Source organism: Bacteroidota bacterium, assembly GCA_016715945.1.
GTDB lineage: Bacteria > Bacteroidota > Bacteroidia > Bacteroidales > F082 > JALNZU01.
Genome location: JADJXJ010000001.1, coordinates 996,916 through 1,009,777, shown reverse-complemented (window position 1 = coordinate 1,009,777; position 12,862 = coordinate 996,916). Strand labels below are relative to the sequence as shown.

12 protein-coding genes and 1 tRNA gene are annotated in these 12,862 nt (G+C 48.9%); 5 read left to right on the top strand and 8 right to left on the bottom strand.

What is annotated here, in order from left to right; genetic code table 11:
* Positions 1-68 precede the first annotated feature (68 nt).
* Positions 69-398, bottom strand: coding sequence for a multidrug efflux SMR transporter (locus tag IPM52_03745; protein MBK9290731.1), 330 nt, complete (start codon positions 396-398; stop codon positions 69-71).
* Between the two features lie 178 nt (positions 399-576).
* Here IPM52_03745 and IPM52_03740 point away from each other — a divergent pair, with 178 nt between their 5' ends.
* Positions 577-891 carry a hypothetical protein gene (locus IPM52_03740; GenBank protein ID MBK9290730.1) on the top strand — a complete coding sequence of 105 codons (315 nt, stop codon included), beginning with the start codon at positions 577-579 and terminating at the stop codon, positions 889-891.
* Between the two features lie 472 nt (positions 892-1,363).
* On the opposite strand, the gene IPM52_03735 is transcribed toward IPM52_03740, so the two are convergent.
* A tRNA-Ser gene (locus tag IPM52_03735) sits at positions 1,364-1,452 on the bottom strand.
* 271 nt (positions 1,453-1,723) lie between these two features.
* Between IPM52_03735 and IPM52_03730 the strand changes: the two genes are divergently transcribed.
* The 3 genes from IPM52_03730 to IPM52_03720 all read left to right on the top strand — a co-directional run bounded on the left by IPM52_03730 (position 1,724) and on the right by IPM52_03720 (position 5,185).
* Complete coding sequence (locus IPM52_03730; protein ID MBK9290729.1) at positions 1,724-3,223, top strand: GWxTD domain-containing protein; 1,500 nt, start codon at positions 1,724-1,726, stop codon at positions 3,221-3,223.
* 64 nt (positions 3,224-3,287) lie between these two features.
* Positions 3,288-4,172 (top strand): lysophospholipid acyltransferase family protein, encoded by an 885-nt coding sequence (locus IPM52_03725; protein MBK9290728.1) that lies wholly within the window; start codon positions 3,288-3,290, stop codon positions 4,170-4,172.
* Complete coding sequence (locus tag IPM52_03720) at positions 4,169-5,185, top strand: glycosyltransferase family 2 protein (protein MBK9290727.1); 1,017 nt, start codon at positions 4,169-4,171, stop codon at positions 5,183-5,185. Before IPM52_03725 ends, IPM52_03720 begins: the two co-directional genes overlap by 4 nt.
* Before the next feature lie 6 nt (positions 5,186-5,191).
* On the opposite strand, the gene aroQ is transcribed toward IPM52_03720, so the two are convergent.
* The 6 genes from aroQ to IPM52_03690 all read right to left on the bottom strand — a co-directional run bounded on the left by aroQ (position 5,192) and on the right by IPM52_03690 (position 10,660).
* Positions 5,192-5,614 carry a type II 3-dehydroquinate dehydratase gene (gene aroQ, locus IPM52_03715; GenBank protein ID MBK9290726.1) on the bottom strand — a complete coding sequence of 141 codons (423 nt, stop codon included), beginning with the start codon at positions 5,612-5,614 and terminating at the stop codon, positions 5,192-5,194.
* A gap of 70 nt (positions 5,615-5,684) precedes the next feature.
* A complete protein-coding gene (gene tpx, locus IPM52_03710; GenBank protein ID MBK9290725.1) occupies positions 5,685-6,185 on the bottom strand; it encodes a thiol peroxidase in 501 nt (166 codons plus the stop codon).
* Positions 6,186-6,237: 52 nt separating this feature from the next.
* A complete protein-coding gene (locus IPM52_03705) occupies positions 6,238-7,053 on the bottom strand; it encodes a hypothetical protein (GenBank protein MBK9290724.1) in 816 nt (271 codons plus the stop codon).
* An 88-nt stretch (positions 7,054-7,141) separates the two neighbouring features.
* A complete protein-coding gene (locus IPM52_03700) occupies positions 7,142-9,547 on the bottom strand; it encodes a TonB-dependent receptor (GenBank protein ID MBK9290723.1) in 2,406 nt (801 codons plus the stop codon).
* Between the two features lie 43 nt (positions 9,548-9,590).
* Positions 9,591-10,142 carry a hypothetical protein gene (locus IPM52_03695; GenBank protein MBK9290722.1) on the bottom strand — a complete coding sequence of 184 codons (552 nt, stop codon included), beginning with the start codon at positions 10,140-10,142 and terminating at the stop codon, positions 9,591-9,593.
* Positions 10,143-10,147: 5 nt separating this feature from the next.
* Positions 10,148-10,660, bottom strand: a complete 513-nt coding sequence (locus tag IPM52_03690) for a hypothetical protein (protein MBK9290721.1) — start codon at positions 10,658-10,660, stop codon at positions 10,148-10,150.
* A gap of 64 nt (positions 10,661-10,724) precedes the next feature.
* Here IPM52_03690 and IPM52_03685 point away from each other — a divergent pair, with 64 nt between their 5' ends.
* Complete coding sequence (locus IPM52_03685; GenBank protein MBK9290720.1) at positions 10,725-12,860, top strand: tetratricopeptide repeat protein; 2,136 nt, start codon at positions 10,725-10,727, stop codon at positions 12,858-12,860.
* Positions 12,861-12,862: the final 2 nt, after the last annotated feature.

The following is a 12,862-nucleotide window of genomic DNA, read 5'->3' as shown; positions in this document are numbered from 1 at the left end:
GGCTGTGTCGCGCTGGTGATGCAGCCTTTTTTGTTTTGGATATGGGTAAAAGCGAAAGTGGTCATAGATTAGTGCGGCGACACTGCTTTGAGGCCAACTATGCTGGCAATGAGTGTAAAAAGAAAAAATAGCCTCAGAAAACCTGCCGGTTCCCTGAATACCAGAATGCCCAGCAAGGCTGTGCCGGCAGCACCAATGCCCGTCCACACCGCATAGGCAGTTCCAATGGGCAGCACCTGCGTGGCTTTGATGAGCAATGCCATGCTGGCAAACAGCGAGACTGCAAAACCAGCATACCATAGCCACATGGTGCCACCTTCACTCAGGCGGGCTTTGCCAAGACAAAATGCGAATGCCACTTCAAACAAGCCGGCAGTGATCAAAATAAACCAGTGCATCAAATGATGACCATTGAATTCTGGGCGCAAGATAGCTTAAATAAACAGTTTGCAACAAAGTTAAAAGGGTCATTTTTTCGCAGAAATTAAGCCTGCCATATGGCCTTTTTTGCAGCAGATTTCTTGCAAAAACACTCTGTTTTTCATATCTTTATGTTTAGAAACCAATCCCGATCACATGCAGGAAATTGATATCTATCTTCATCCCGCCCAGCCCATGAAGATGCTTTTGGAGGCGGGGCCACACAACCGCTTTCTGATCGACATTACCGACGCAAGCCAGTTTTCGGACCAGGAGGAGCTGGCCTGGAAAAAAGCCAACCCAATCTACAGTTCCACAAGTCCGTTGGATCATTACTATCTGCTTAAGGTGGAGCATCTTGAAATAAAAGATGTTCATATTGAAGAAGATGAGCTTGTTCAGATGTTTTTGAAAGTGCTGCTTGCAGCTGCTGAGCACTGGCATGAACTGGTGATTGAGCGGAACAATTGACCTAAAATCAACTTTTGGAAAGAACGATTATCAAGGGCAAAAATTCCAGGGTAGTTTTGTAATTCCGTGAAGGAGAGCTCCAACCACATCAGCACCGCCTTTTCGGGTGTGTCCTGAAAGCCTAAACCTGTTCTTAAACAAGTTGGGCCGGGCTTAGGCTTCTGATACGGGCGTTTGGCGCCATACTGATGTGCCTGGCGTAAAACAACACATTGAATTTAGATGATGCCATGATGAAAAGTTTTTTAGGGTTAAACATAGGGTTAAACTCCCCATCAGGCACATTGCAATGTAGTGCAAATCAGCGTATTAGGCTCAAATTCGGTGGAGCAGATTTTCATGAAATCTCAACTCCACCTAAACTCCACCGGAAATGCTGCATCCGGTTGCATCCGGCTACTGCCCTAAAAGCAGAAAACCACCGTAAACAGTGGGGTTTACAGTGGTTTACTTCAAACTTCATCAAAAGTTGCGGAGGAAGAGGGATTCGAACCCCCGGTCCGCCGTTAGGCGGACAACGGTTTTCAAGACCGCCGCAATCGACCGCTCTGCCATTCCTCCGCTGCAAAGGTAAAAACTTTTGGCGCTCGCTCGCAAATGATCTTCGGCCACGAAACCAGAAACAAGATGCAAACTGCCTTATCCTGCTGCAAACTCACGCCCTAATGGGTATTTGATTATATTTGTACTTAGCTGAAGTTCCTTCTTCGACTGTTTCAGGGTTCTTGTGAACGGGATTTGAGTAATGTATTGGTAATCAAATAGTTAATTCTAAGAACCAGCAAAAAAAAGAACATCGAACGGACATCAGCTTGTCTAAAATAACCTGACTATGCGTTTGCCTATTATCAAACATCTGATCTGTCTCGCAGCACTCTTCATGCTACAAAGCAATAGCACCACTGCTTTTTCCCAGCAGGATGAAAAAAGTCTGCGGGCCTACCTGAGTTATGCCACTTTCAATGTGCCTGATAGTGATCCATATGTGGAAGTTTATCTGGCGGTGGCCGGAAGCAGTGTGGTTTTTGTACCTGTGGACGACAACCAGTTTCAGGCCTCGGTTGACATTACCCTGAGTTTTTCGCGCAACGACAGCATCCGCAGTTTTGCCAAATACACCCTCCGAAGCCCAAAGATTCCCGACCTGAGCCGTTCGGCCATCGGCATCATCGACCAGCAACGGTTCTTTCTGCCGCAGGGAACCTACACCATGAATGTGGAGCTTTCCGATCCCAACAACGCTGTTGTGCCTCCTTTTTCAACCTCAGAGGTGATCAATCTGGAATTCGACAAGGAGAAAGTTCAGTTTTCGGCCATTCAGCTCCTGGAGCGTTTTGAGCCTGCGGCCACACAAAACGAACTAACCAAAAACGGATATGACCTCATTCCGATGGTCTATGCCTTTTATCCGGCTTCGTCGAACCGCCTGAATTTCTATTCGGAGATCTATCACTCCGATAAGGTGTGGGGCAGCGATGGCAAGTTTCTCGTCAGCGGCTATATCGAATCCAGCGAGAACCTCAGCCGCATGAACGATTTTGTTTTTCGCAAACGCATGGATGCCCGGCCGGTAAACATAGTATTGCACAGCATGGATATCAGCCAATTGCCATCGGGCAATTACAACCTTGTGCTGGAAGTGCGCGACCAGCAGAACAAACTGATAACCAATAACAAAGTTTTTTTCCAGCGATCCAATCCCGGAGTGGAGTTTCGTATGGCCGACCTTTCGTCGGTGGTAGTGGGCAATACCTTTGCCAGCCGGATCACCCATGCCGATACTTTGCGCGATTTCCTCCGCTGTATTGCGCCCATTGCCTCCGAGGCCGAGCGCGACTATGCCTACAATCTGGCCAAAACCAACGACCTGGCTACCATGCAGAGGTTTTTCTACAACTTCTGGCAAAAACGCAATTACGACGACCCGGCCACCGAATGGGAAAAATATTATCTGGAGGTCAGGAAGGTAAATGCAGCATACGCAACCCCCGTAAAGAAAGGCTACAACACCGACCGGGGCAGGGTTTACCTGAAATATGGTCCGCCGGATCAGGTGGTGGAAAGCTACAGCGAACCCGGCGCATATCCCTACGAAATCTGGCACTACTATACCCTGGGCAGGCAGCGCAACAAGCGTTTCGTTTTTGCAACCAAGGACATGGTGACCAACGATTTTGTGCTCATTCACAGCGATGCCATAGGCGAACTGTCGAACTACCGTTGGCAGCTCGATATTTACAAGCGCACCTGGGATCCGCACAGCATCGATGCCACCCGCCCGGAAGATATTTTCGGCAACAGGGCTGACGACTTCTTCAGAACACCGCGCTAATCCGTTGCGCATCATCAATTCTTTAAAGCCAAGGCCGTAAATTTGCGCCTCAGAAGATGCACTTATGACCAGGGCCATCATTTGGTTGTTTACTGCCATATCGTTTTTAATCAGGGCTTTACCATCAAAACTGCGGTATGCATTCTCGGATGTCATCGCATTTCTGCTTCGCAGGGTGGTCCGCTACAGGCGCATGGTGGTAAGAAAAAATCTGCAACTCAGCTTTCCAGAAAAGACAACTGACGAGCTCCGGGCGATAGAAAAGAAGTTTTACCGCAACCTCGCCGACCTTTTTACCGAGGCGCTTTGTTTGCTCAGCATTTCGCCGCGAAAGCTGACGCAACTCATGCAAATGAAAAACAAAGCGCTGATTGACAACGCCCTCAGCCAGGGTAAACGCGTGTTTCTGGCCATAGGGCACTGCGGCAACTGGGAATGGTTTGGGGCCTATTTGTCGCTCGTTTTTCCCGGTCAGGCAGGCTCGTTTTACAAACAACAGCGCAGCAGGGTGTTCGATGCCCTCTTTTACCACATGCGCAGCAGGCTGGGCGGACTGAAGTTGCTCGAGTCGAAGACGGCCTACCGTAAGCTGGCTTCCGGCGATAGCAAGGTGCGCGTAATGATTATCCCTGGCGACCAAACCCCGGGCGGAAAAAGCAGCGATCATTGGACCACTTTCATGCATCAGGAGACGCCTTTTTTCACCGGAATGGAAAAGATGGCACAAAGCCTTGGTTTTGAGGTCTTTTATGTAGATTTGCTCCGCACGGAAAGGGGAAATTACCTGGCAGTGGTCGAAGAACTGCGTCCGGTGGATGACCCAGAAAAGACTAACCCGCTCACCGAAGCTTATGCGCGCCGGCTCGAGCATTCGCTCCTCCAAAGTCCCGACAACTGGCTGTGGAGCCACCGCAGATGGAAACATAAACGCAAATCAGCCTCAAAATGAAAGATATAGCCGTCGTCATCCTGAATTACAACGGCAAGCGTTTCCTCGAACGTTTTCTGTCGGATGTGCTGCGTTTTAGTCCCGAGGCTGATGTGATTGTGGCCGATAATGCTTCCACCGATGGCTCGGTGGAATGGCTCAGGGCGAATTATCCCGAGGCTGGCATCATCATCAACAATAAAAATCACGGATATGCCGGTGGCTACAACCAGGCCCTGAGACAGCTCCGTTACAAATACTTTGTGCTGCTTAATTCCGATATTGAAGTAACACAGGGTTGGCTGTCAGGACTTTATGGTTTTATGGAGGCGCATCCCGATGTGGCTGCATGTCAGCCAAAACTGCTCTCTTATGCCGATATGGCATATTTTGAATACGCTGGCGCAGGCGGAGGATTCATCGACAAATTCGGATATCCTTTTTGTCGTGGCCGCTTGTTTCAAACCCTGGAAGAAGACCTGGGCCAGTACGATGATGTGTTCGAGGTATTCTGGGCCAGCGGAGCCTGCATGTTTCTCAGGCGGGAGGCATTCGAAGCAGCAGGAGGTTTCGATGCCGATTTTTTTGCTCACATGGAAGAGATTGATCTTTGCTGGCGAATGAAGCATCTTGGCTGGCGAATAATTTATGTGCCTCATTCTAAGGTATATCACATCGGAGGGGGTACGTTGCCCAAGGTTTCGTCGCGAAAGACCTATCTGAACTTTCGCAACAACCTTTCGATGATCTACAAAAACATGCCGTCGTCCTATTTCTGGTACGTCATTCTTTCGCGCTTGTTTCTCGACATTGTGGCAAGTCTTAAATTCCTTATTGAAGGTGGTTGGGGTGATTTCTTTGCAGTATGGCGGGCACATGCCCATTTCTACCGCAAACTGCCTGTGCTAAGCAAAAAGCGAAAAGCTATACAGCCCAAAAAGGTGAGCCGGATTTACCGAAGAAATATTGTGATAGACTATTTTCTTCTGCAGAAACGATTTTTCACTGAGCTCAATCAGAAAAGCCTGAGCTGAAATGGTCTAGGCCATCATTTCCAATGCCTTGACAGCCAATGCGTAACCCTTGGTGCCAAATCCGGAAATCAGGCCTTTGGCAGCAGCAGCCGTAAAGCTGTGGTTGCGATAGGCCTCCCGGGCATGGATATTGCTGATGTGCACCTCTACCACAGGCACATTAATGCTTCGGATGGCATCGGCCAGTGCAATACTGGTGTGGGCATAGCCACCGGGATTGAAGACTACACCATCGAAGCTTTGTCCGGCTTCGTGCAACCAGTCGATCAACATGCCTTCGTGGTTCGATTGGGCATATTCGAGCCTATGCTCTGGAAATTGTTCCCTGAGGTTTTGAACAACCTCGTCCATGCTTTGGCTGCCATAAACCTCGGGCTGGCGTTTGCCAAGCAGGTTGAGGTTGGGGCCATTGAGAATCAGTATCTTCATATTGAATACAATAAAAAGCAAAAGGCCCGCAACATTTGTTGCAGGCCTGCAAGTTAGTCAGATTTCTTTTTTAGCGCACCGCGTTGAGGGCAGCTTCGTAGTCGGGTTCCTGCACAATTTCCGGAACCTGCTCGGTGTAAATTACCTGGCCGTTTTCGTTGAGCACCACCACAGCGCGCGAGTGCAGCCCGGCTAATGGACCGTCGGCTATGGTCACACCAAAATTCTTCCCAAAACTGCCATCGCGGAAATCGCTGGCAGTGACCACATTTTCCAAACCTTCCACCGAGCAGAAACGCTTGTTGGCAAAAGGAAGGTCCTTGGATATACAAAGCACTACAGTGTTGTCGAGCGTCGATGCTTCGGCATTGAACCTGCGCACAGAGGCAGCACATACATCCGTATCCAGGCTGGGGAAGATGTTCAGAATCACCTTCTTGCCTTTGAGGTCGGCTGGCGTAACCACGCTCAGGTCACTTTTTACAAGTTTGAAGTCTGGTGTCATGCTGCCTTTCTCGGGCAGGTGGCCCACTGTGTTGATGGGATTTCCTTTAAGGGTAATTGTTGCCATAGTGTTTGGTAAATTTGACTTAAAACGTTTACTGTGTTCAGATGTTCAAAGCTCAATCGTTAATAAAAACATAAGCATATTGTCTTTTCAGGATCATGTTTCCGTCAGCGTCAGAAATTGTCAGGGTGTCAATCAAGCCTTTTTCGTTGTAGGTAAATGCATCAGTTCGCAACAGTTTTCGCTCCGGACTACGCTTTTCGATACGTTCGAAGTCGCCATTTGCGGAGTATGAGTAGGTGTAGTAAAAATCGAGCTGATTGTCGGAGTTGTACACCTCTTTCAGCGTGCGCATGCCATCGTAACCATATTGATTCACTGTGCGCATCATCAGCTTGCCGGCGCCATCCTGCTGGATAGCCCCGGTGTTTTTCCCGTTGACATAAACATAGGTGATGGTGTATTGCTGACTATGGTTATGAAGGTATTTTGTTGCCAAGACAGTGTTTTTCAGGTAGGTATATTCCATGGTGCCGGAAATATGCAGGTTGCTGTCATAGCTGATTACCCGGCTAATCAGGTTTTCGGGGGTATATTCCAGCACGTTCATTTCCGAAATCTGTCCGGTTTCGTTGCGGTCGGCATTGAGCACCAGGTTGCTCATCCTGTCATACGTTTGGGTGACGAAGGTTTTGTTGCCGGTTTTTTGATCATACATCACCATGGTGCTTTCACGTCCCTGGTCGTCGTATTTCCACTCGATCAAGGGGAAAGTTTTACCATCAGCTGAGGTTTGGGTGAGAGTTGCGCGCATCACCCCGGCTTTCCGGTATTTTTCGCGCGTGGCAAGTGCATTTTTACGCTCATCCGGCGATTTTGGTGGCTCGATATGGGCATGCAGCGCGGCTGAGGCTCCCAAAAATGCAAACAACAACAGTAAGTTTCTTACAAACATTTTTGCTGCAATAAGGTGGTTTAAAAGAGGCTTGCAACAGGCAACCTGCTGCAAGCCTCGTTGTTCAGAACTTCATATTGAGCGCAAAGACCATATTCCGACCCGGTGCCACCAGACCTGAACTGTAGGGTCGGTAGCGCCTGTCGGTGATGTTCTCGATGCCTGCAGAAATGCCAAAGGTTTCGTTGATCTGATGCATCAATCTGATATTCAGTGTGTACCATACTGGTGAGAAAGGTTTTCCATTCTCGTCTATGGCATACATATAATCCTTTGAGATTTCTTCGGCGGGCATGTTTTCGTGACTCACTTCGGCGTTGTAAATGTAATAAAGTTCGATGGTTGTTTGTTGATTCCTGTAGCTCAATGCCGACCGGTAGAGCAGGGGAGCGGCATGGCGGAGCGGACTGCGCTCGCCGTTGTCCAGCTCTTCTTCGCCTTTTTGCCATACCAGGCTGTTGCGCCACGATAAGCCGTTTCCTGCCTTGAGTTCGAGCGAGGCCTGCAGGCCATACACCGTGGCAAAGGCTGCATTCTGTATGGCCATCACCTTGCTCATCTCGTTGTTGTAGATTACACTGTCGGCCCCGTTCAGGGTAAATGCGCGGCGCACCATGGCCTGGTCGAGATAGCTGTAGTAGGCGGTGGCATCCAATTTGGCCCGGTTACCCAACTCACGTGCCAGGCCAAGCTCTGCCGAATAGAGGTATTCAGGTTTGAGCGCAGGATTGGGTACGGTGACGGTACCTGGTTCGGAGTCGAAGATTTTGCCCATATCGTCCACATTCGGCGCCCTGAAGCCTGAAGCCAGGTTGAAACTCAGGCTGGTTTTGCTGTCGGGATTAAACAGCAGTCCGGCGCTTCCGGTAAGGGCACCTTTGTTCAGTTCAGCCTTGCTGAATGGCAGTCCGCTGAGCGCCTGGTCAAATGTGGCATCGATCAGTGTATGACTGTATCGGGCACCTGCCTGTACCAGGAATTGTTGGTTGAAGCGGTGACTGAGTTGCGCATACACGCCCAGGCTTGTCCAGTCGGCCATGGGATACCTGGCCAGGGCTTTGGTTGTCTTGCGTGTTTTGATGTTGACATCTTCGCCGGTCGATTCTACATTGTTCCAGATCCACTCCAGGCCATAAACGAGGGTGCGGTTAGGTGCAAGCAGCTTCCTGAAGTCGGCATTCGAAGACCAGGCTGTTACTTTTTCCCATCTGTGCCTCAATACGTTGCGGTTCAGATCGCGGTCGTGCCTGCTTTCGGCAAAGTCCTGACGGGCAATGTTGAGCTTCAAATCGTCGAAAAACTTGTTCGAATGGCTCCATTGCAGGCTGAGCAGGTTCATGGTCCAGTCCTGCGGCCCGTAGTACCACACTGCGCTCCGTGGCAGGTTGTTACGGAAGCGGAGCAGCCGGTCGTAGCGGTCGTAATTGCTTGTGGTAGAGTGAATAAGCGTGTAACCCAGTTCAAGATTGGGCGTAAGTGGAACCAGAAATTTTTGTAAGAGATTCCACTGTTTGTAGGCGCTGGGAATTTGCACAAGGGGGTCGGGATTTTCGACCACACGATCCACGCTGTCCATGCGCTGTATGTAATAGGTTTTAAGGTATTCGTCGCGGCAATAGCGTCCCATGCGGAGGTGGCCGAAATCGTTCATGCTGAAACTGGTGAGCGAGGCCATTTTTTTTCCTCCGGCCATCAGGTGCATATGAAAGGTTTTTTCGTTGTTGGCCGAGGCGTACCGTGCTGTGGCAGCTCCATTCACATGCGGTTCATCATCCTGTATTTCAGGACGTAAGGTATTGAAGAGCATCACCCCGCCAAGGGCATCGCTTCCATACATTACCGAACCCGGACCAAAGAGCACCTCGGCACTTTGCAGGCTGAAAGGGTCGATAGAAATCACGTTTTGCAGGTTACCCCCACGAAAGATGGCATTGTTCATGCGCACCCCGTCCACAGCGATAAGCAGCCTGTTGGTGGCAAATCCGCGAATCATCGGACTTCCGCCACCTTGCTGGCTTTTCTGAATAAATACTTCGCCTCCGCTTCCCAGCAGGTCGGCCGCAGTCTGAGGCTGGCTCAGTCCGATGGCAGCGCTGCTGATGCGGCTGATGCGCTGTGGCACTTCGCGCGCAACGCTTGCCCAGCGGTTGGCCGAAACAACCACCTCGCCGAGCCTGATATCCACCGGACGCAAGGCTACAACATACCGCCTTTCTTCGAGCTGCTTCAACGATAGTTTCTTGGTGGCATAACCCAACATGCTGAATTGCAGTGTGTCAGCCTGTGTCAGTCCGTCGAACACCAACCTGCCATTCGACCCGGCAATACGTGCCTCGCCGGTCTGAAGCCGCACAACTGTGGCAAATGGCAGTGCCTGCCGGGTAGTAGCGTCCAATAGCTGAATCTGTTGCCCCAGCGTATGCAACTGCAGGGCTAAAAATAATATGAGTGATAAAAAGATCTTTTTCATTTTATCTCCTGATAAATTAATGAATAAATTGGGTTTAAAGTTCTTAGCGCATCAAACCCTGATAATCAGGAGGTAAATGTTCAGGCGTTGTGTAACGGCTTAATGTATCTGAACCTTGATCGAAGTAGGAGACGAAGGAAGCAGCCGGTCGGTATAGATCCATGGTGTCTTTCTGAACAAGCCAATGCACCGAAGCCATAAGTTCCACGCATCTATTCAGGGGCATGGCGCCCTGACTTTCCATTTTTCGTGTCAGCCGGCGTTTGAGTCTGGTTTCTTCGTGGTCGGGATAAACGAGGTAGCGCATCACGTTTCCCAGATCGTTCACCGAGACCACATCGTACATTTGGCCATCATAGACAAATTCTGAAGCGTGGATGCGATGAAACCTGCCATTGCCCGAAGCTTCCTCTGATTTGGGGATGTCGAGCACCATCAGATTTTGCGCTTCGAAACCCGTCGTGAGCTGTTTTTTTACCTGAAATTGTGTGAGTTGTATGCGAACTACCAGCCAGGCAGCACCCCAAAAGGGAACCACCAGCGCCACGGCAAGCAGGCAGGTAGCGATGAAAGCTGCAATTCGCATAGTGCGCAAAGCTATCAATAATTTGCGTCGTGCCTTTTGGGGTCAAGTCTTCGGATGATTTTCGCTACGGCAGCGAACAAGAGCCAGGATAAAAACAAACCTACAGCCAGCCATTTGGTGCCGTTGAAGAAACTTCCTAAATAAGCCAGGGCAGGAATAAATGATGGAAAGACAAGCAACATGCTGAAAGTGAACATATTTTCCGCCACATCTGCCAATGGGGCCAGCCATGCCATTTTGTGCAGACTTTTGCGCGGCGTGGCCAGGCGTGCCAATTCCAGAAAAAGTCTGCCATAAAACAGGGGATAAAGCATATCGGCCAGCCCCGACATCCACAAATACCACCGGCGGCCATCTTCGCCCAAATCGGACAACAGCCCGGCAACTGATTGCGGATTGTAGAAAAAACGCGTGTCGAGCAACTGATGCCCGCCCATCATCATGGAGAAATACGGAAAAACAAGCAGATTGAAAGCTCCGGCCAGAAGCCCAAGCCCTATGATTCTGAATGTGGAAGAAGGTTTCATTTTTTGGTAAAGTTACACAGGCTATACTTCCTGAAGCTTTAAACCGAAAATTTTCCTGATTTAGATGGCACGCAGCTTCGCTTGTTGCATTTTAAACTGTGTACCGATTTCAGAAGCAAGGTTGATTCCAAAATGTTTTGATTTATCCCCGATAATACTTACTTTTGGAGATGTCAACATTTGCTTGACTATGTTTCAACCAATTGTTTATCAAACTTGTATCAATTTTTTTGGAAAGCGCATAATTCAGGGTCTGACATTCTTGAGGATTCTGTTGTTATATATCGGTTTACCTTCATTGTTTGCCCAATCATCCGACATAGCCAATCTGGAGCAGCAGTTGACAAAAGCTGTTGACTCAGCAAGGGTTGACCTGCTGGTGCAATTGTGCAGAGCGCATTGGTACAGCCAGCCTGCGAAAGCTATTGTCTTTGGGAATCAGGCATTGGCCGAAGCAAACTTGCTAGGTTACCACCGAGGTATGGCGACGGCATCAAATGTGCTTGGTGTGGCTTTCGATGTGTCGGGAAAACCAGACAGTGCTTTACATTTTTATCAACATGCATACGAGCTCGCCTCTGAAAAGGGATTCAGGTCAATCGCAGGCAGTTCGCTTAATAATCAGGGGATGATTTTCCACCAGAGGGGAAATTTTGCCCGTGCTGCCGAGGTGTTTTACGACGCATTGCAGCTCTTCCGGCAGGAGGAAGGTAGGGAACAAATGATCGCAAACGTTTACAACAATCTGGGCCTTGTTTATGATGATTTGCGACAATACGAAAGGTCGCTGGAGTATCATCGTGAGGCCCTGGCAATTCGAGAACGACTCAATGACCAGCACGGTATTGCGGCTTCCCTGAACAACCTTGGGAATGCGTATCACGCGATGAACAATTACCCGAAAGCGCTTCAGGCGTTCGAGTCGGCCTATGAGATCCGCAAAAAACTAGGTGATGCGTATGGCCTTGGCATTGTGCTGAATAACCTTGCAGAAATCCACCAGTTAATCGGAAATTATGAACGGGTGATAAATTACTCTTTACAGTCGCTCCGATACCGAAAGTCAATTAACGATGAAATTGGAAAGAGCCACAACTATAATCATCTGGCGCATGCCTATCTGATGCTCGGTAACACAAGCATGGCGAAATGGTACATTGACTCTGCTTTTATTTCAGCCCGTAAAGTCCAATCACTTGCACGTCTGGCCAAATCCTGGAAAATTAAAAGCGCCATTCATCGCACTGCTGGGGAATATGACCTGGCATTTCAGGCGATGGACTCATTGCTTCATTACAATGAAGTACTGAGCAATAATAAACTCGAAGAAAAGATTGCTGAATTGGAGGTGAAGTTTGATACCGAGCGGAAGAAACAGGAAATTGAAAAGTTAAACAAGGATAATCAGATCAAAGCCCTCGAACTTGCCAAAGAACAAGCTCGGCGCAAAAACCTGATCTTGTATGGCTTATTGTTGTTAGGCGGCGTTGTTTGGGTTTTTGGCGCCATTACGGCCCATTTGAAATATCGGCATAAAGTAACGCTCGAAAAAGAAAGAGCGACCCTTCAGCAAAAAGTGTTTCTGGAAGCCATGGCTGCCGAAGATCGTGAAAGGCAGCGTATTGCAATGGAGCTGCATGATGGGCTTGGACAGTTGCTGTCGGCCGCCCTCCTGAATTTGCGCACCGCCCAGCATACTGCCGATGATCAATTCTTAAAAAAATCCGAAACAATTGTCCAGGAATCTACTCAGGAGCTCAGGCGCATTTCGAAAAATCTGATGCCCGGTTTTTTGGTCCGCAAAGGATTAGGTGCTGCCCTGGAAGAGCTTGCAGATTCAATTAATGGTACCAATAACGCGAAAATTGAACTTCTGATTAAAGCCGATATTAATGCCTTAGAAAAACAAACTCAGCACACCCTTTACAGGGTAGTTCAGGAAATGGTCAATAACATTCTGAAGCACAACAGTGCTACAAAAATTTTGATAGCCCTGGAAAATAAAGGCAAACAAATACAATTGACCATCACCGATAACGGGCAAAAGTGGTCAGAACCATCCCCGGTTGAGGAATCAAAAGGTATTGGGTTGATGAGTATCCTCAAGCGGGCTGAGCTGCTGAGTGGCAAGATTTGGTTCGGGCGACTTGTTGATGGCGCGAATACTTTTACACTCGCTTTTAATACCACCGAAGCATGAGC

Coding starts and splice junctions, on each gene's coding strand:
- IPM52_03720 (MBK9290727.1), top strand. CDS start 4,169: ATGAAAGATATAGCCGTCGTCATCCTGAATTACAACGGCAAGCGTTTC.
- IPM52_03740 (MBK9290730.1), top strand. CDS start 577: ATGCAGGAAATTGATATCTATCTTCATCCCGCCCAGCCCATGAAGATG.
- IPM52_03690 (MBK9290721.1), bottom strand. CDS start 10,660: ATGAAACCTTCTTCCACATTCAGAATCATAGGGCTTGGGCTTCTGGCC.
- IPM52_03725 (MBK9290728.1), top strand. CDS start 3,288: ATGACCAGGGCCATCATTTGGTTGTTTACTGCCATATCGTTTTTAATC.
- IPM52_03700 (MBK9290723.1), bottom strand. CDS start 9,547: ATGAAAAAGATCTTTTTATCACTCATATTATTTTTAGCCCTGCAGTTG.
- IPM52_03730 (MBK9290729.1), top strand. CDS start 1,724: ATGCGTTTGCCTATTATCAAACATCTGATCTGTCTCGCAGCACTCTTC.
- aroQ (MBK9290726.1), bottom strand. CDS start 5,614: ATGAAGATACTGATTCTCAATGGCCCCAACCTCAACCTGCTTGGCAAA.
- IPM52_03685 (MBK9290720.1), top strand. CDS start 10,725: ATGGCACGCAGCTTCGCTTGTTGCATTTTAAACTGTGTACCGATTTCA.
- IPM52_03745 (MBK9290731.1), bottom strand. CDS start 398: ATGCACTGGTTTATTTTGATCACTGCCGGCTTGTTTGAAGTGGCATTC.
- tpx (MBK9290725.1), bottom strand. CDS start 6,185: ATGGCAACAATTACCCTTAAAGGAAATCCCATCAACACAGTGGGCCAC.